This is a genomic window from Streptomyces sp. NPDC031418, assembly GCF_055581605.1.
The window spans coordinates 224,936-241,799 of sequence record NZ_JBVIJC010000011.1 but is presented as its reverse complement, the minus strand read 5'-3'; the positions used below and the strand labels follow the sequence as shown (position 1 = coordinate 241,799).

Genomic DNA, 16,864 nt, shown 5'->3' with positions numbered 1-16,864 from the left:
CGAAGCCCTGGCAGACTTTCTGCACACCTACAACCACCACCGCTGCCACACCGCACTCGGCGGCCACCCACCGATCAGCCGTGTCAACAACGCTCCAGGTCAATACACCTAGACGGTGCGCCTCAGATTCTCGGCGAATGCGCGTGCCGCCGCGAGATCCGTGTGGTCAGGTCGCCCCTTGCGGATGCCACCGACCAGTTTGAACGGTGCCCAGGTGTCGAAGCCGCGGCAGGAGAAGGTGTCTTCCACCGCCAAGCCCTTGTCTTCCAGCAGTCGCGCCATCGGGCCGAAGCGAGGCGAGGGCAGACCGCTTGTCGCGAACACGAACGCCCGGCCCCGCCGCCGGGGAAGCGCGGCGGCGAACTCGCGCAGACGCGGGTGGAACTTCTGGAGGAAGATTCCCGAGCCGAAGCCGACGAGGTCGTATCCCTCCAGGCTGTGGGCCTCTTCCGGCTCCACCACGGGTGCTCCCAGCACCTCGCCCATGACCTCGGCGACCCTGCGCGTGTTTCCGTGCGACACCGACGTGCAGATGATCAGGGTTTTGCCCATCGTTTTCTCCCTCTGCCGTTGTTGCGCCTGCCTCATCCGAGCACACGGGGACCGTCGGGTTGCAAGCGGGGGCGCAGGTGCGTGAGAAGATGCACGGGAATGTGCCCGGGCCAGGGAGAGGCCGACGGGCAGGCCTGGACAGCAGGGGCGGCGGGAGGGCTCATGCGGCTTCACGAGCTGTTTCCCTCCGTGGCCGCGCATGTGCCGGCCGGGGCGGAAGTGTCCGGGCACCTCGGCGATCCGCCCACCGTCCTGGCCGTTGCACAGATACTGCGCGAACAGCAGCACGGGCTGTCGGATTCCCCTCGCCTACTGGAGCAGTTCACTCTCGGCGTGTTGGGCGATGTCCAGCGGTTGCGGGCTGCCGACCCTGCCGTGCCCGAGGCGGCCTGTGTCGCGCTGGCCATGCTGACGTGCTGGGTTCCGGCGCGGCGCGCGTTCGAGCACGCGCAGCCGCTGGAGATGTGGCGGTGGCTGCACAGCGCGTTCGGTGCTCCCGTCACCCGGGAAGCCGGCACCGCCGACATCGACCTGGCGCCGTTGGACCGTGCCCTTCGAAGCGCCACATGGACTGCGCTGGTGCAGCCTGCCTTGATCATGCTGGCCCCGGTCCTGTTCCACCTGAACACCACCGCTCAGACGGCCGAGGAACTGGCCCGGCAGCTGTGCCAACCCGTCCTCGGCCTGTGCCGGGCCCTGCTCGCGAGGGGCGACGTGTTCGTGGTGGAGGCGGCCGTGCATCTGGTGAAGTACCTGGTCCGGCAACAGCAGCGCGACGACGCCCGTGAACTGGGGCACGCGTTGGAGGAGCTGCTGTATGCGCGTCCCGGCCATCCCATGGCGGGTGCCATCGCCGTACTGCTGTCCGGTGAGCAGCCGCCGATCACCCACCGGCGGCCGGACCGGATCGCCCAGTGGGCTCTCGGCCGCCTCACCCTGAACCCGTACACCGTGCTGGCATTGAGCACGAACACGGCGGTGCGGATGAGCGCTGGCGAACTGGCCGCGTTCTTTCCCACGGTCCTGTCCCGGCTGGAGACGGTGGTCGGCCTCGTCGAGCAGGAGGAGGATGCGGCGCAGCGATCGCGGGACCGGGGCACGGTGTGGTCCATGTCCGGGCCGCTGGTGCACTCGCTGCTCCAGGCAGGCGACGTCGAGCGTCTGATGCAGTGGGTGTCGGTCTGGTACGGCGTCGGGCCGGGAGAGCGGCGCAGCGGCCGGTGCCTCGTGCTCGCTGCCGGAGGGAGTCGTGCCTGGTACCGGCCGCAGACGGCTCCCAGCTCCGGGGACAACGCCGCGCTGGTGCGACTGACCGCGGCGATGAACGCAGCCCTCGGCCAGAGCCTGGTCACGACAGGCCTGGCTGACACGGCGCTGACGACTCCCGCGACCGGCCGCAAGTCCTTCGCCTGTGCCGGCGAGTTGGAGGACGCGCTGCTCGCCTACCTCGACGTGGCCGACCTGGCGGACTACGCGGGCAGCGAGAAGGCCGAAGCGTTCGTGTCCACGCTGCCCGCGCTGACACCGGTCCAGGCGCTGCTGGCACGCCGGAGCGGGCCGGTGCTTCCGCTGGCGGTCAGTCTGCGCCAACCGCTGCCGGACCGCTCCGTCGCGGCGGTGCAACTGTGGTGCGGGGACGCTCCCTTCGCCCGCGCGGAGGCCGAGGTACTGAAGACGGTCTTCTCCTACGCGGGGATCCGCTGCGACGTCGTGGACGGCGACGAGGTGACCTGCGCCAACTTCCTGGCCTCGTACGAGCGCGACGACTACGACGTGCTGTGGGTGGCCGCGCACGGACGGCACCCGCTGCTGGATCCCGACCACTCCGCGATCCTGCTGACCGCCACCGAGCAGGTGCCGTTGGCGGACCTGGCAGCCGCTCCCCTGCCGCCCACGGCGGGGCGACGCCTGCTCGTTCTCAACACCTGCGACAGCGCCGCAGCCAATGCCCAGGGGCCTTACGACGACCATGGGCCGGCCCGTTCCGTCGCCGGCCCCCGGCAGGCCGTCATCGGGCACCTGTGGCCGGTCCCCGGAGGAGCTGCCGTCGTCTTCGGCGCCCTCCTGGCCTGCGAACTGGCCGACGGATCGGAGTTCGCGCAGGCCTTTGCGGAGGCCCTGCGGCGGCTCCAGGACCCCTGGTCCGGCCTCGCACGCCGGCTCGGCGACCGCGGCATCGGCGCCCAGATCGCCGAGGCCCTGGACGACTTCCGCGATCCCACCCTGCTCGACTGGGGCAGTCCCGCCTTCCTGGAGTAGTCGGTTCGGGAGCGTGCCGGCCCGTGGAAGCCACGGCTCGCCGCTTCGTCCCGGTTTCATGAGCACCGTTTCCGCCTCCCGCCACAACGACCCCGGCATCCGCGACGGCCGTACCCGAACGGACGATGAGTGAGTTCGCCGGCTGAGCCCACCCGCCCTCTAGGATCCGTGTCTGTGGCAGAGGTCCCCGATGAGCTGATCAGGCTGGAACGACTCGCAGAGGAAGAGCGCGCGAAACTCGCGGGCCTGACCGGCGACGATTACGACGCCCAGTTGCGCCGCTGGCGCGAGGCGTCCGACACGGTGCAGGAAGCCATCACCTCCTACGCCGAGGCCACCGAAGCCGGCCGTGGCCAGCTGGAGCAGGCCGTGCGGAAGGCCGTACAGCGCACCCAGGAGGACCCGGCCGTCGAGTAGCCGGCGCCCGCCTCCGCCCGCCTCCGGGGGCCTGTCAGACGGTCGAGGTGATCGCCCGGGTGACGGCCGTGATCGCGGGAGTGGGGCGGCCGGGCGGCCGCGCCACGAGAACGCGGCGGATCTCGGACGGCGCACCCTCGACGTGCACCAGGCTCACCCCCGGCGGCAGCACGGGCGAGAGCCGGGACGGCACCGTCGTCACCCCGAAGCCGCCCGCGACCAGCTGGAGTTTGGTCAGCCAGTCGCGTGCGCGGTGGACGATCCGCGGCCGGCCCGGCAGGCCGGGCCAGACGCCGAGCAATGGCTCGGAGTGCGACGACGGGGTGGCGATCCAGGCGGCGTCGACCAGTTCGTCGACGTGCACCGTGGTGCGGCCGGCGAACTTCCCGGTCGATGGCGTCGCCAGGACCAGTTCGGTGTCCAGGACGGTCTCGACGTGCAGGCGCGGCGACTCGCCGTCCAAGGGCCGGTGGGGTGGGCGGGATGTCAGCACGGCGAGGTCGATCGAGCCCGCCCGCAGCGCGCGGATCAGGGTGGGCGTGGTGCCCTCGGTCGTCGTGACCGTGATCTGCGGGTCGGTGGCCGCGAGGTGGGTGAGCGCCGCGGGCAGGATGGCGGCGCCCGCGCTCAGGAACAGTCCGAGCCGCACCGGTTCGGCCCGTGGGCCGGTGCCGGTGAGGTCGGACTCGGCCGCCGCGAGGCACTCCAGGATGGTGCGGGCGTGGCGTAGCAGGGTCAGGCCCGCGGGGGTGAGCCGCACCCCGTCGGGGCGGCGGTCGAACAGGGTGGTGCCCGCGCTCCGTTCGAGGGAGACGGCCTGTCGTGAGACCGCGGACTGCGTGTAGCCGAGCCTGGTGGCTGCCGCGGTGAAGCTGCCGGATTCCGCGATCTGCTGGAGGACCCGCAGATGCGTGCTGGAGATGTCCATGCGCCCTACGCATACCACGCATGCTTGATCGTCGCTTTCCGCATGTCCGGCGGGCTCCTAGTGTCGATGCCGACGAGCCCGGAGAACATGGAGGTCATCGCGTGCGAGCAGCAGTACTGACGCGGTTCGGCGCACCGCTCACGGTGCGGGAGATGCCCGACCCGGAGGCCGGCGGGGGTGAGGTGGTGGTCGAGGTGCTGGCTGCCTGCGTGCCCCCGTACGCGGCGGAGGTCTTCTCCGGCGAACGGAACTACCCCCTGGTCCCTCCCGTCGTACCCGGCGTCGGCGCCGTGGGACGGATCGTCCACGTGGGTCCGGACGCCACCCGGCTGCGCGCCGGGGACCTGGTGTGGTGCGACTGCACGGTGCGCTCGCGGGACGACGCCCTGACTCCCGACATCACGCTTCAGGGCTGGAGTTCCCGCGGCGAGGGTGGTGCGCGGCTGGCCCGGCACCTGCACGACGGGGCGTTCGCCGAACTCATGCGGGTCCCCACGGAGAACGTCTTCCCGCTGCCGGCCGCCGCGGGGGACGACCCGGCCCGCTGGGCCGCACTCACCGTGCACACCATCTCCTACGGCGGGCTGCTGGCAGGCGGGCTCGCGGCGGGTGAGACGCTGCTCGTCAGCGGGGCCACCGGCAACCTGGGCAGCAGTGCGGTCGCGGTCGCGCTCGCGATGGGCGCCGGCCGCGTCATCGCGCCGGGCCGCAACCAGGCGGCGCTCGACCTACTCGCCGACCGGTTCGGCCCGCGGGTGCGCCCGGTGCCGCTGACCGGGGACGAGGCCGTCGACCGGGCGGCGATGTCCGCGGCGGGCGGCGGCCCGATCGACATGGTGATCGATCTGCTCCCGCCGAGCGCCCCCACCTCCGCGGTGCGTACGGCGGCCATGACCGTGCGCGAGTACGGTCGTGTCGTCCTCATGGGCGGCGTCGGCATGCTCGGCGGTGACGCCCTCGCCCTCCCGTATCCATGGCTCATGCGGAATTCGGTCACCGTGCGCGGCCAGTGGATGTACCCGCGGGCGGCGAACGTCGGCATCATCCGGCTCCTCGCCTCCGGCGCGCTGGATCTCGCTCCCGAACGCGTCCGGTCGTTCGGCCTCGATGCCGTCAACGACGCCGTCGCGTACGCCGCCTCACACGGCGGCCCCTTCGACCGGACTGCCCTCGTCCCGGGGGCACCTGTCAGGCCCGGAAGCAGATGATCACGGCCGCCGACTCGGGGTCGACGGCCGGTGGTGGGGGTGTGGGACGGACCTACAGAGCCCGTTCCAAGCGGTTCGTCATCAGCTTCACGAAACGGGCCGGGTCCTTCGGCTGGCCGCCCTCCGCGAGCACCGCCAGGCCGTAGAGGAGTTCGGCCATCTCGGTGAGGTCGGTACGGTCCTCGCGCTCGCTGTGTGCCTGGTTGAGGGCCTTCACCAGCTGGTGGCCGGGGTTGAGTTCCAGGATCCGCTTGGCGCGGGGAACCTCGCGGCCCATCGCCCGGTACATGTTCTCCAGCGCCGGGGTGAGGTCCTGGGTGTCGGACACCAGGCACGCCGGGGAGACGGTCAGCCGGGAGGTCAGGCGGACCTCCTTGACGTCCTCCTCGAGCTGCTCCTTCATCCAGGCGAGCAGGGCGGCGTACTCGGCGGTCTGCTTCTCCCGCTCTTCCTCGGGGGTGTCCTCGCCCGCGGCGTCGAGGTCGATGTGGCCCTTGGCGATGGACCGCAGCTTCTTGCCCTCGTACTCGCCGACGGCGTCGGTCCACACCTCGTCGACGGGGTCGGTCAGCAGCAGGACCTCGATGCCCCGGTCCCGGAACGCCTCCATGTGCGGGGAGTTCTCGATGCTCTGCCGGGACTCGCCGGTCAGGTAGTAGATGTCCTCCTGTCCGTCCTTCATCCGGGCCACGTACTGCTCGAGCGTGGTCGGCTCGGTGTCGTGGTGGGTGCTGGCGAAGGAGGCGACGGCGAGGACCGCGTCGCGGTTCTCCGGGTCGGTGACCAGGCCCTCCTTCAGGACGGCGCCGAACTCCCGCCAGAGGGTGGCGTAGCGGTCCTGGTCCTTGGTCCTGATCTCCTTGACCGTGGAGAGGACCTTCTTGGTCAGCCGCCGGCGCATCATCTCGATCCGGCGGTCCTGCTGGAGGATCTCGCGGGACACGTTGAGCGAGAGGTCGGCCGCGTCGACGACGCCCTTGACGAAGCGGAGGTACGGCGGCAGCAGCGCCTCGCAGTCGTCCATGATCAGGACGCGCTTGACGTAGAGTTGCAGGCCGCGCTTGACGTCCCCGGTGAACAGGTCGTGGGGGGCGTGGGCGGGCAGGAAGAGCAGGGCCTGGTACTCGAAGGTGCCCTCCGCCTGGAGCCGGACCGTCTCCAGGGGGTCGCGCCAGTCGTGGGCGAGGTGCTTGTACAGCTCGTGGTACTCCTCGTCGGACACCTGGTCACGCGGCCGCGCCCACAGTGCCTTCATGGAGTTGAGCGTCTCGGGCTCCGGCGCCTCGTCGCTCTCGCCGGTGCCGGCGGGCCCGGCGGGGAGCATGCGGATGGGCCAGGTGATGAAGTCCGAGTAGCGCTTGACGATCTCCCGGATCTTCCACGGGGAGGTGTAGTCGTGGAGCTGGTTCTCCGGGTCGGCCGGCTTGAGGTGCAGGGTCACCGAGGTGCCCTGGGGGGCGTCGTCGACCGCCTCGAGGGTGTAGGTGCCCTCGCCCCGCGACGTCCAGCGGGTGCCCTGCGTCTCGCCGGCGCGCCGGGTCACCAGCGTCATCTCGTCCGCGACCATGAAGCCGGAGTAGAAGCCGACGCCGAACTGGCCGATGAGCCCCTCGGCACCGGCCGGGTCCTTGGCCTCCCGCAGCTCCTGGAGGAACTTGGCGGTGCCCGAGTTGGCGATCGTACCGATGAGCTGCCCGACCTCGTCGTACGACATCCCGATGCCGTTGTCCCGCACGGTGAGGGTACGGGCGTCGCTGTCGGCGTCGATCTCGATGTGCAGGTCGGACACGTCGGCGTCGAGGGTGTCGTCCCGCAGCTTCTCGAGGCGCAGCTTGTCCAGTGCGTCGGAGGCGTTGGAGACGAGTTCTCGGAGGAAGACGTCCTTGTCGGAGTAGACCGAGTGGATCATCAGCTGGAGCAGCTGACAGGCCTCCACCTGAAACTCGTGCGTTTCAGTGGGCATGATCGCGAATACCTCACAGGTCCTGTTGCCGGAACTGATGGCTGCCACTGTAAAACACCACGTCAGGGTAGTGGCCGGAATGGGGGGTGGTGGCTCGATCCATGCGGTCTCGGCCGGGCTCAGCGGCTGTTGTTGATCTTCTTCATCGTGAGGTGGAATTTCAGGCGCAGGACGGCGGGCAGGCCGCTGAGCTTCTCGGTGAGGAAGGGTCTCGACTCCGGGGATCGTTTCGAGTTCCCGCTGATCATCCCCCGCCGCCTCTCCAGGGCGTACGGCACTTCCGCCCTGCGCGACGAGGCGTACGCGCTGGCCACGGGGGAACGGGCCCCTTCATGGCCGGGCCGGCGCGTCATGTGGGTGCAGGTCCACCTGCACGTGTACTGGGCGGGCAGTGGGATCACCGGAGCCCTGCTCGGCTCCGTGATCCCGGACGCCGCCACCGGTCCGGACTTCGCTCTCTTCGGCGCGGTAACCGCCCGGCTGCTCTTCCCCGGTCAGCGGCTCCTGGCCGCCTCCGCCCTGTTCACCGCCGCTCTGCTCGCCCGGCGACTGCCTGCGTGACCTGCCCCTGGCCCAGGTGCGCGGCCTCGCCCCGCTGGGCGCCTGGCGGTCACGGTCGGGCTGCACCTGTGGCGCCGGAACGCGACTCCTGTGCCGGCGTGCAGCCGGACCATCTCCTGTCGGTCCTTGTCCGTCGGCTCGTAGCCGAGGTGGCACTGCACCTGCGTTGCCGCCTCGGGGCGCGCTGGTCGGCACAGACGATCTGGACGTCACACCCGCTGGTACAGGACACGGCGGGAATGCCGGGTGCGGCTGACGAGCCCGGCTCGGTGCAGGATCTGTAGGTGGTAGGACACGGTCGCCGGGCTGAGGTACAGGCGTTGAGCGATTTCCGTGCTCGAACGGGGCTGGCTCAGCTGGGCCAGGATGGTGGTGCGCGTCGCGCCGATGAGTTGGTGTGCTCCCGCCGGTGCGAGGCGGTCGGCCTGGGCGGCCGGGTAGATGATCAGCGGATTCCGTGGTGCGGGGGCGCCTGGGGGTTCCGCGGCGCAGAACACGGCCCGGTCGGTGAACGCACTGGGGACCAGGACCGCGGTCTCCGCGTTCAGGGCGAGGCGGTGGCGGCTGCCGGGTCGCAGGTGAACGACCAGTGCGCCATCGCGCCATTCCAGGTTGGGGGCCAGATGGTTGAGCGTCTCCGCGAGTCCGTGCAGCGCGATCGCGGAGGCCCGCGCGGCGACGTCGGCCTCCAATCGGGCCCGGACGGCGGGCCAGGAAGGCGCGAGCGCCGAGCGCCAGAAGCGCGCCATCTCCTCGGTCAACCGCTCGGCGAGGAGGTCCTCGCCCTGTTCGAGAGCCCGCAGGAGGAGCCGGGGTGGCCGACATGCCGGTCCGGAGCCCCAGGAGTGGCCGCCGACGGCCGCGGACAGTTCGTAACGGATTCGTTCAGCAGGGGTGCGGGCCACCTGGTGCAGGGCGGCGTCGAGAGTCATGTCGAGACCCTCCGGCTCGGGTCTGAGGAAGTCGGGGGCGTAACCGAGCGGGCCGCCCCCGCCCACGATCGCCAGAAGCCCCAGTCGCTGCTGGACCAACGCCTCCCTGGCCCTGGACACCCAGCGCGCGCCGAGCCTCTCGGGTGCGTTGCGGAGGCCGAAGAGCAGGTCCTTGGCCGGGTCCAACGGTGACGCGGCGAACCTGACGCCGCCCAAGCCGTGAACGCCGAGGTTGATACGGATCACGAGCACCCCCCCAACGCCAGTGCATTCGAAAACCATCGAATCATTCGCTCGGTACGGACGACAGGGCTTCCTGGAAGCACCTCGAAGCCATCGAGCCGTCAGGCGGCCCCTCCGTGGAGCGAGCTGATGCTCCGCCGCGATCGCTGTCGTGACATCCCACCGTTCTGCTGAGGAGACTCTCCATGCGGAAGATCCGACGCGCCCTTGCCATGACAGCCGCGGCTCTCGCCCTGTCGCTGGGCGGCAGCGTCACCGCTGCTCACGCCGACGGCAGCACCGCCTACGGGTGGCAGATCGGACACGACTACGTCCTCGGCTCGCACTGGTCGGGCGGCTGTCTCGACGACTCCGACGACTTCGGTCTGCGCACCTATGAGTGCAACCAGAACAGTGTGGACGGGGGCTGGCAGCGTTGGCGCGTCATCAACTGGTCGTCCGGCTACGGTCAGCTCAAGAACGTCAACACCGGCCGTTGTCTCGACTGGTCCTCCGATTTCGGCCTGCGCACCTATGACTGCAACGCCCCCAGCTTCACCAACGGCTACCAGAAGTGGGCGCTGGAACTGTTCACCACCAGCTACGGTGTGAACATCCAGGTGGTCCGCAACGGTATCAACGCCCCCTGGAACTGCCTCGACGAATCCGAGTACGGCGTCCGCGGATACCCGTGCAACGACCCTTCGAAGAACGACGGCTACCAGTCCTGGTGGGTGGACAACGCCTACTGACCGGTCGTTCCGGGACGAACGAGGTGCAGCGGGGTGACGGCTTGGCGGCGCCTTCGGGGCTGGGCCAGGACGGGGGTCTGGCCCAGCCTTCCACCTTCCGTCCCTCCAGCTCGCCTACCGGCATCATCGGCTTGAGACGACTCGGAACCTCACTCCGAAACGACCGGCTGGACAGGGTCCTGGTGGCTCATCGTGGTGACGAGGGTGGAGGATATGTGGGCCAGGGCAGGGTCGGCAGCGATGAAGAACGTCTCGACTCCCGCCAGTTCGTGGTTCATCCGGGCCATCGGCATCTCGTAGTCCAGGTCGCGAACGCCACGGACGCCGCGGATCACCACGTCGATTCCGGCTCGGCGGCAGTAGTCGACCAGCAGGCCGCCGGTGTGGGAGTCGACCGTGACATTGCTCAGGTCGGCTGCTGCCGTGCGGAGCCGGTCCAGCCGTTCCGCGACGGGGAAGCGGCCGGTCTTGTTCGCGTTGAACATCACGCACACGACGACCTCGTCGAACAGGCCGGCAGCGCGCCGCAGTACGTCCTGGTGCCCTTGAGTGACCGGGTCGAAGGATCCTGGGAAGAGGGCTCGCATGATCGGAAACAGTATCAAGCGGCCGGCAGCCGTACGCTGAGTTGGAAACCCAGTTCCTGGAAGCCCAGCGCACGCGCCACACGCTTCGAGGAATGCACCCGTGCTCTCCACTGCGGAAGCAACCCGGCGTCAAGGGCATGCGCCACCGCCGTGGACGCCACGGCCCGCGCCCGTCCTCGTCCTCGGTGCCGCGGCGCGACGAGCACGCTCAGATGGGCCACCGACCGCGGCCAGACCCGATAGCCGGCCGCGGCGACCACCTCGTCACCTTCACAGAAGACGAAGGCGGGAGAGGTGATGTCCTCCAAGCCGCTTTCGGCGGCGTCCTCTTCGCCGGCGCGGGCCAGGAGCCCGGCCAGCTCATCGCCGTCGGCCACCGCCTTCACGGCAGAGGCATCGCGTCGCATCGGCAGGAAGTCGGCGCTGTCGAGATAGAAGAGGGAAGCGGGACCGAGGACGTCGAGAACGGTCAACACCTCGCGGAGTCGGTCCGCGTCGACGAGTTCCGCACCTGACAGCTGCTGTGAGACGCCCGCCATCAGCTGGGCGGCCCGCTCGCTCGGCGCGGTGATGATGCCGCTTCCGCCGAGGACCACGATCCCGGTCCACAGCGGCGGACACAGCCGCGAGGCGGGAGAGAGCACGACGTCGGCCGTGTGCGGCGAGGAGGGGAACTCGACGGGTTTCACCGCGAGTTCGGTCCATAGGCGCCGGGCACGGTGCAGCAGGGGATCGGCGTTCATGGCCGTATCGTGGTTCACCGCGCGCTCCTGGGCGACCGGTTTACGGAGCCAGGAAGCCCAGAAAGCCCAGGACGCCCAGGACGCGCCCTCACACGCTCTGGCGCCCCTCCCCCGCCCCCAGCCGTGCAGTAACGGTTCAGCGGGAGCGGGGCCTTGTGCGGGTCAGTTCAGGCCTACGGCGTCGAGCGCCGTCGTCCAGTCGGTGGCGATCGCCTTCTGCGCGGGAGCCAGCTGGATCGTTCCTGCACAGACCGCCTTGTACAGCTTGTACTCCACGGTGTCCTTGTCGGTGGCGCTGTAAGTGCCCGTGTCGTAGCGGGGTTCGGGCCACAGGTTCTGCGGGCTGGTCGGGTTGCCGCCCAGCGACAGGGGGATGAGGTGGTCTTCCTCGTAGTCCGCGGTGTTGGTGTCGCTGTAGCCGTACTCGGCGATCTGCTTCACCTTCAGGGCGTTGGTGTAGCTGGTGGACGGACGGATCGAGGTGCTGTAGCCGGAGACGCAGATCGTGGAGTGGATCGTGGACTGCGTGACGGCCGAGTTGAGGGCGCCGGGCTGACAGGTGGGGTCCTGGAGCGGCAGGTAGGACTGCGAGCAGCCGGCCGCGTGGGCGCTGCCGCTGGTGAGCACGAGACCGCCGGCGGCCAGCGCCAAGGACGAGGCGGCCACGGCGAGTTGACGTATGCGGGACATGGGGACTCCCGGTGGAGTGGACGCACTCCGACGGACGACCGGAGTGTCACTGACATGACAACACCAGGGCATCTATGCGGGTAGACCCTTGAAGTGAACAACTTGTGACGGAAAAGTGACCCTCGCCGGGGCCGGAAGAAGGCGGGTGCCGCCCGCGGTCGGGCGGCACCCCTGTCTCAGCGGTCCCGGGAGAGTTCCAGGAGACGGGCGAAGGTGCCGTTGGCGGCCGCCAGGTCGTCGTAGCGGCCCTGTTCGGTGATCCGGCCGTCCTCCATCACGATGATGTGGTCGGCGATCTTCGTGTTCTCCAGTCGGTGCGTCACGACGATCGTGATGCGGTCCGCGGCCATCGACTTGAGCGTCTCGAACATGCGGTGTTCGCCCTGCGGGTCCACCTGGGAGGTGGGCTCGTCCAGGATCAGCAGCTCCGGCAGCCGGTACAGGCCCCGGGCGCAGGCCACCCGCTGCCACTGCCCGCCGGACAGCTCCACCCCGCTGAAGATCTCCCGGGCCAGCAGCGTGTCGAGTCCGTCGGGCAGGTCCTCGACCGCCTTGCGCAGGCCGACCGCGTCGACCGCCTGCCAGACCGGATCGTCGTCCTCCGTGCGGGGCTGGCCGAGGGTGATGTTCTCTCGCAGCCGCAGCGGCCACTGCGCGAAGTACTGCGGCACCAGGCCGGTCAACTGCCACACGGAATCCGGGTCGACACCGGAGAGATCCGCTCCGTTCCAGGTCACCCGGCCCTTGTCGGGCAGGAGGATGCCGGCGAGCAGACGGGTGAGGGTGGTCTTGCCGGAGCCGTTGGTGCCGACCAGGGCCAGGATCTGACCGCGCCGCAGGGACAGCGACAGCCCGTCGACGGCTGCTCTGTCCTTGCCGGGATAGCGGTAGCTCACCTGTTCCAGGCGGACCTCCTCGACGGGTGCCCGCACCACCGACTCGCCCCGGTTCGGCGTCTGTCGGGCGGCCTCCTCGAAGAAGTCGGCCATGTCTCCGAGATAGAGACTGGTGTGGAAGACATAGGCGGCGCTCCGCACCAGCTGGGTGAGCGCACCGAGGGTGGTCTGTACGGCGACGACCGCGGTCGCGGCGATCGCCAGGGGGATGCGGCCGCCGGCGGCGAGCCAGTACAGCGCCGCCCACGTGCTCACCAGGAACACCCCTCCGCAGGCCGCGGAGGCCAGCGAGATCCGCAGGATCCGCGGGGCCGCGCCGAGGGTGCGGGCGTCGGCGCGCTGCGCCAGCGCCCGGTACCAGTACAGCAGGTAGCCGGTCATCGAGTTCGCGCGGACCTCGTCGGCGAACTTGGCGCTGGTGGCCCACCAGCGCATCATGCCGCGGACGTTGCGGTCGGAGATGTTCGCGTAGTGGATCTCGTGGTCCACCCGGGCCGTGAGGACGGCGCCGATCCCGGTGGGGAGCACGGCCAGCAGCAGGAACGGCAGCAGCAGCGGGTCGAGCACCGACAGCACTCCGCACGCCGTGACCATTTTGATCAGGGAGGACAGCAGCTGCTGCGCGTCGCCGACCATCACCAGGGTGCGCATCACCCCCATCTCCGCGGCTTCCTGGCGGTCGTGGAAGCCGTCCTGACTGTAGGTGGCGGCCTCCACCCGGCAGACCGCCTCGACCAGTGTGGTGTCCGCCTCGGTGGTGAGTCTGGGGGTGAGCCGCCGTTCCCCGTAGACCGACAGGGCTCCCGCGGCACGCACCAGGGCGGCCATGCAGGCGACGACGATCACCGCGGGCAGGGCCGCGTGCAGCCGCGCCGGTACGCTGCCGCCGCTCAGCAGGGGCCCCATCGCGCGGGAGGTCGCGGCGAGCTGGCCGGCCGCGGCCAGGCCGACGGTGACCAGGCAGACCAGCAGCAGGACGACGGCCGCCCGGTCGACGGCCCAGGACATCCGGGCGATCCGCCAGAGCACCGAGGGGATACGGCCGCACAGCCGGCGCAGCGACGCCCCGGCCATCGGGTTCACCGAGTACTGCCCGGTGTACGTGATCTCCGCCGGCGGGGGCGGCGGCACCTGGGCCCGGCCGGGGGCGGCGGTGTGCTGGGCCCGCTTCTGCGGGGGTACGGTCGGTCCGCTCATGCGCCACCTCCGGTCGCGGGTGCGGTGATGTCGGCGTAGAGGCGCCCGGCCGTGAAGGTGGCCAGGATCTGCCGGGTGACGGGGTGGCAGTCCGAGGGCGGCCGGCCGGGGCCGATCCACAGGATGCCGTCGTGTTGGTGGGGTGCGGCGTTGCGGGGTTCGCCCAGCCACCGCTGCGCGGTGAACGCCACGGCGATCACCGGCCTGCCGTCGGGGCCCGGGCAGTGCACGGTCTGGCAGAACTCCAGGTCCCTGCGGGCGACGCGGACACCGGCCTCCTCGGCCGCTGCGCGCAGCGCTCCGTCGTCCAGGAACTCGCCCGCCGCCGGCTTGCCGCCGATCACCGTGACCTGGTGGGGGCAGGCCGTGGAGCCCGCGTTGTGCCGTACGGCGAGGACGCGTCCGTCGTCGCGCTGGAGCAGCACCATGACGTGGTTCAGATGCGTCGTGCTCATGCGGTGCGCGCCTCCCGCCGGGCCGGTGTGGCCCGTCCGCGTACGGCGACCTCGCGGTCCCCGTTCGGCACGCCCCGGGCGGCGGCGTCGAGTGCGGAGAGGCAGCGCAGCGCCGGCTCCTCGGCGGCCGTGGGGGTACGGCCGTAGCCCTCGAAGAACGCGTTGCGCAGGTCGGGGCGGTCGGCCCAGGGGCCACGGGCGAGAGGGACGAAGTCGGCGACGGCGGCGTGCGGCCGGGCGCGTGCGAAGTCCACCGCTGCGAACACGGCGCCCGCGGGATGGCGGGCCAGCAGCCAGCTGCGTTGCTGGTAGTCGCCGTGGACGTATCCGGCGGGCAGCGGTCCGAGGCGGGTGGGTTCGGCGGCGTGCTCCCGTACGGTCCGTTGCCGCTCGGGACCGAGCAGGTCTCCGGCCCGGTCGAGGTGGTCCGCGCCGCTGTCGGCGATGCGGTGGACCTCGGCGGCGGCGTCCCTGTGGTCCTGGGCGGACAGATCACCGGGGGCGCCGTGGAAGCGGCGCAGCCAGACGCCTGCCTGCCGGTGCAGGCGGCGCTGCCCGGCAGGGGTGAGGATGAGGGCCGGCACCGGGTCGCCGGGGACGGCCGAGAGCAGCAGGCTCTGGTGGTGCGGGTCGGCGGCCAGCAGTGCGGGTGCCGTGCCCGGGTCCATGCCGGGTGCGACTTCCCGCAGGGCGCGGGTCTCCCGGGCGAAGGCCCCGGGGCTCGGCGCGAGCTTCAGATAGGCGCGCCCGGTCGCGCCGGTCAGCTGCCACACCCGGGAGGTGGGGCGGTCAGGGGGGACGTGGTGCGCGTCCTGCACCGGGCCGAGGGTGCGCTGCGCCCAGATCAGTACGGGGGCCGGGATCGGTTGTACGAGAGTCATGCACCCCACCTCTGGTCCGGGTGTGAGAGGTCCACGGTGATGGCCCGGGCGGCGTCAACGCCGTGCACCGGGTGGGGCCGCAGGGGCGCAGGGGTCTGGACCCGGTGTTCGAAAGCGGGGAGAACGAGGGTGAGGGCGGGCACGGGATTCATGGATTCCTCCTGCGGGGGTCGTCCGGTCGGGCGACTCAACAACTCCCCTGCTGAGCACGGCGTTACGGCCTGCGCGGGGCGAAGCGTCGAGCGAAGGTTCGATGGGTGGGCGCAGGCCTTGGGGCGCCTGGCGGATGCGGCCGGAACACGGTGTTCGATCACTCGCACAGGGGGGCGTCACCCGATCGCGGGATTGCTCCGGGCCCGGAGGCCGCCCGAAGGCGGGGGCAGTGGCAGGCGTCTCGGTCGGGGTGAGCGTGGCGAGTTGGCCGCCCGTCTTGCCGGGTGTTGCGGGAGTGGCCGTGGAGCGTGGGCCGGATCCGTCGGGCGGGGCAGCGCAGGGGGCACCGGCCCCGTCGGGCTCCGTTGCGGGTGCGGGAGGGGCGCCGGGTTGGCCCTCGGCCGCCCGGGTACCCGAGACCTCCGGGACGCGAGAAGAAGAGGAACGTGACGATGGCTCCCGCGACGAGTAGGCCGATGGGTTCCGCGCAGGCAGGTGGCCGGCCCCGGGCCGGGAGGCGGCTCAGCGCCGCGCCCGAGCCCGACGGGGAGCCGGACCTGCTGGGGCAGTACCTGAGGCAGATCGCGGCCACGCCGCTGCTCGACGCCGCCGGCGAGGTCCGGCTGGCTCAACGCATCGAGGCCGGGGTGCACGCCCTGGAGGAGCTGGCGGAGGCGGAGGCCGGCACCCGCACGCTCACGCCGGTGAGACGGCAGGAGCTGGAGGACGCCGTACGGGACGGGCAGGCGGCGAAGGACCACATGGTGCGCGCCAATCTGCGTCTCGTGGTGTCGATGGCGAAGCGCCACGCCCATCGCGGGCTGCCCCTGCTCGATGTCATCCAGGAGGGCAACCTGGGCCTGATCAGGGCCGTGGAGAAGTTCGACCACACCAAGGGCTTCAAGTTCTCCACCTACGCGACCTGGTGGATCCGGCAGGCCATCGAACGCGGCGTCGCGACGCACGCCCGCGCGGTACGGCTGCCGGTCCATGTCGTGGAGCAGTTGCAGAAGCTCGGCAAGATCGAACGCGCACTCCAGCTACGGCTCGGCCGGGAGCCGACCGTGGAGGAGGTGGCCCGCGAGAGCGGTTTCGCCGCGGACAAGGTCGGCTGGCTGCGCCGGGTCGGACGGGAGGCCGTCAGCCTGGACACGCCGGTGGACGACACCGGGGACACGGTCGTCGGAGACCTCATCCCCGACCGTGACGTCCTCCAGGCTCCCGAGGTCGCCGAGTTCCAGGCGCTCGCCGAGGAACTCAGGGGGGCCATCGACACGCTCGTGGCGCGCGAGGCACTGATCCTCAGCCTGCGGTACGGCCTGCACGACGGCCGGCAGCGCACCCTGCAAGAGGTCGCCGACCAGGTGGGGCTGACCCGGGAACGCGTCCGCCAGCTGGAGAAGCTCTCCCTGAAGCAGCTGCGGCAACAGAGCGAGCGGCTCGTGGCGTGGGCGAGCTGACCCGGTGG

16 protein-coding genes are annotated in these 16,864 nt (G+C 70.8%); 6 read left to right on the top strand and 10 right to left on the bottom strand.

Annotated elements, in window-relative coordinates; all coding sequences use genetic code 11:
• Window positions 1-108: 108 nt before the first annotated feature.
• Window positions 109-552, bottom strand: a complete 444-nt coding sequence (locus ACZ5CZ_RS18735) for a flavodoxin family protein (protein WP_468944027.1) — start codon at window positions 550-552, stop codon at window positions 109-111.
• A 162-nt stretch (window positions 553-714) separates the two neighbouring features.
• Here ACZ5CZ_RS18735 and ACZ5CZ_RS18730 point away from each other — a divergent pair, with 162 nt between their 5' ends.
• Together ACZ5CZ_RS18730 and ACZ5CZ_RS18725 are read left to right on the top strand one after the other, a co-directional pair.
• Window positions 715-2,811, top strand: a complete 2,097-nt coding sequence (locus ACZ5CZ_RS18730) for a CHAT domain-containing protein (protein WP_468944025.1) — start codon at window positions 715-717, stop codon at window positions 2,809-2,811.
• A gap of 174 nt (window positions 2,812-2,985) precedes the next feature.
• Window positions 2,986-3,228 (top strand): hypothetical protein, encoded by a 243-nt coding sequence (locus tag ACZ5CZ_RS18725; RefSeq protein ID WP_385846443.1) that lies wholly within the window; start codon window positions 2,986-2,988, stop codon window positions 3,226-3,228.
• Window positions 3,229-3,262: 34 nt separating this feature from the next.
• Here ACZ5CZ_RS18725 and ACZ5CZ_RS18720 read toward each other — a convergent pair whose 3' ends face one another.
• Window positions 3,263-4,156 (bottom strand): LysR family transcriptional regulator, encoded by an 894-nt coding sequence (locus ACZ5CZ_RS18720; RefSeq protein ID WP_468944022.1) that lies wholly within the window; start codon window positions 4,154-4,156, stop codon window positions 3,263-3,265.
• 101 nt (window positions 4,157-4,257) lie between these two features.
• Here ACZ5CZ_RS18720 and ACZ5CZ_RS18715 point away from each other — a divergent pair, with 101 nt between their 5' ends.
• Entirely contained in the window at window positions 4,258-5,364 is a 1,107-nt protein-coding gene (locus ACZ5CZ_RS18715; protein WP_468944020.1) for an alcohol dehydrogenase catalytic domain-containing protein, read from the top strand.
• A 52-nt stretch (window positions 5,365-5,416) separates the two neighbouring features.
• Here ACZ5CZ_RS18715 and htpG read toward each other — a convergent pair whose 3' ends face one another.
• Window positions 5,417-7,327: a molecular chaperone HtpG gene (htpG, locus tag ACZ5CZ_RS18710; RefSeq protein ID WP_468944017.1), complete on the bottom strand. Its 1,911-nt coding sequence runs from the start codon at window positions 7,325-7,327 to the stop codon at window positions 5,417-5,419.
• A gap of 147 nt (window positions 7,328-7,474) precedes the next feature.
• On the opposite strand from htpG, the gene ACZ5CZ_RS18705 reads away from it, so the two are divergent.
• The gene (locus ACZ5CZ_RS18705; protein WP_468944014.1) at window positions 7,475-7,888 is read left to right on the top strand and encodes a hypothetical protein; all 414 of its coding nucleotides are present in this window, start codon (window positions 7,475-7,477) and stop codon (window positions 7,886-7,888) included.
• Between the two features lie 209 nt (window positions 7,889-8,097).
• Here ACZ5CZ_RS18705 and ACZ5CZ_RS18700 read toward each other — a convergent pair whose 3' ends face one another.
• Window positions 8,098-9,066: an ArsR/SmtB family transcription factor gene (locus ACZ5CZ_RS18700; protein WP_468944011.1), complete on the bottom strand. Its 969-nt coding sequence runs from the start codon at window positions 9,064-9,066 to the stop codon at window positions 8,098-8,100.
• A 182-nt stretch (window positions 9,067-9,248) separates the two neighbouring features.
• Between ACZ5CZ_RS18700 and ACZ5CZ_RS18695 the strand changes: the two genes are divergently transcribed.
• Window positions 9,249-9,794, top strand: a complete 546-nt coding sequence (locus tag ACZ5CZ_RS18695) for an RICIN domain-containing protein (protein ID WP_385846436.1) — start codon at window positions 9,249-9,251, stop codon at window positions 9,792-9,794.
• 149 nt (window positions 9,795-9,943) lie between these two features.
• Here ACZ5CZ_RS18695 and coaD read toward each other — a convergent pair whose 3' ends face one another.
• The 6 genes from coaD to ACZ5CZ_RS18665 form a co-directional block, all read right to left on the bottom strand.
• On the bottom strand, window positions 9,944-10,381 hold the full coding sequence (gene coaD, locus ACZ5CZ_RS18690; RefSeq protein ID WP_385846435.1) for a pantetheine-phosphate adenylyltransferase: 438 nt from the start codon (window positions 10,379-10,381) through the stop codon (window positions 9,944-9,946).
• A gap of 14 nt (window positions 10,382-10,395) precedes the next feature.
• A complete protein-coding gene (locus ACZ5CZ_RS18685) occupies window positions 10,396-11,124 on the bottom strand; it encodes a GNAT family N-acetyltransferase (protein WP_468944007.1) in 729 nt (242 codons plus the stop codon).
• A 162-nt stretch (window positions 11,125-11,286) separates the two neighbouring features.
• The gene (locus ACZ5CZ_RS18680) at window positions 11,287-11,814 is read right to left on the bottom strand and encodes a hypothetical protein (protein WP_385846432.1); all 528 of its coding nucleotides are present in this window, start codon (window positions 11,812-11,814) and stop codon (window positions 11,287-11,289) included.
• 176 nt (window positions 11,815-11,990) lie between these two features.
• Window positions 11,991-13,784: an ATP-binding cassette domain-containing protein gene (locus ACZ5CZ_RS18675; protein WP_468944209.1), complete on the bottom strand. Its 1,794-nt coding sequence runs from the start codon at window positions 13,782-13,784 to the stop codon at window positions 11,991-11,993.
• A gap of 119 nt (window positions 13,785-13,903) precedes the next feature.
• Window positions 13,904-14,362 (bottom strand): NUDIX domain-containing protein, encoded by a 459-nt coding sequence (locus tag ACZ5CZ_RS18670; protein WP_468944004.1) that lies wholly within the window; start codon window positions 14,360-14,362, stop codon window positions 13,904-13,906.
• On the bottom strand, window positions 14,359-15,243 hold the full coding sequence (locus tag ACZ5CZ_RS18665) for an aminoglycoside phosphotransferase family protein (protein ID WP_468944001.1): 885 nt from the start codon (window positions 15,241-15,243) through the stop codon (window positions 14,359-14,361). Before ACZ5CZ_RS18665 ends, ACZ5CZ_RS18670 begins: the two co-directional genes overlap by 4 nt.
• A 629-nt stretch (window positions 15,244-15,872) precedes the next feature.
• On the opposite strand from ACZ5CZ_RS18665, the gene ACZ5CZ_RS18660 reads away from it, so the two are divergent.
• Window positions 15,873-16,856 (top strand): sigma-70 family RNA polymerase sigma factor, encoded by a 984-nt coding sequence (locus ACZ5CZ_RS18660; protein WP_468943999.1) that lies wholly within the window; start codon window positions 15,873-15,875, stop codon window positions 16,854-16,856.
• Window positions 16,857-16,864 lie beyond the last annotated feature (8 nt).

Coding starts and splice junctions, on each gene's coding strand:
- ACZ5CZ_RS18735 (WP_468944027.1), bottom strand. CDS start 552: ATGGGCAAAACCCTGATCATCTGCACGTCGGTGTCGCACGGAAACACG.
- ACZ5CZ_RS18730 (WP_468944025.1), top strand. CDS start 715: ATGCGGCTTCACGAGCTGTTTCCCTCCGTGGCCGCGCATGTGCCGGCC.
- ACZ5CZ_RS18720 (WP_468944022.1), bottom strand. CDS start 4,156: ATGGACATCTCCAGCACGCATCTGCGGGTCCTCCAGCAGATCGCGGAA.
- htpG (WP_468944017.1), bottom strand. CDS start 7,327: ATGCCCACTGAAACGCACGAGTTTCAGGTGGAGGCCTGTCAGCTGCTC.
- ACZ5CZ_RS18695 (WP_385846436.1), top strand. CDS start 9,249: ATGCGGAAGATCCGACGCGCCCTTGCCATGACAGCCGCGGCTCTCGCC.
- coaD (WP_385846435.1), bottom strand. CDS start 10,381: ATGCGAGCCCTCTTCCCAGGATCCTTCGACCCGGTCACTCAAGGGCAC.
- ACZ5CZ_RS18685 (WP_468944007.1), bottom strand. CDS start 11,124: ATGAACGCCGATCCCCTGCTGCACCGTGCCCGGCGCCTATGGACCGAA.
- ACZ5CZ_RS18680 (WP_385846432.1), bottom strand. CDS start 11,814: ATGTCCCGCATACGTCAACTCGCCGTGGCCGCCTCGTCCTTGGCGCTG.
- ACZ5CZ_RS18675 (WP_468944209.1), bottom strand. CDS start 13,784: ATGGCCGGGGCGTCGCTGCGCCGGCTGTGCGGCCGTATCCCCTCGGTG.
- ACZ5CZ_RS18670 (WP_468944004.1), bottom strand. CDS start 14,362: ATGAGCACGACGCATCTGAACCACGTCATGGTGCTGCTCCAGCGCGAC.
- ACZ5CZ_RS18665 (WP_468944001.1), bottom strand. CDS start 15,243: ATGACTCTCGTACAACCGATCCCGGCCCCCGTACTGATCTGGGCGCAG.
- ACZ5CZ_RS18660 (WP_468943999.1), top strand. CDS start 15,873: ATGGGTTCCGCGCAGGCAGGTGGCCGGCCCCGGGCCGGGAGGCGGCTC.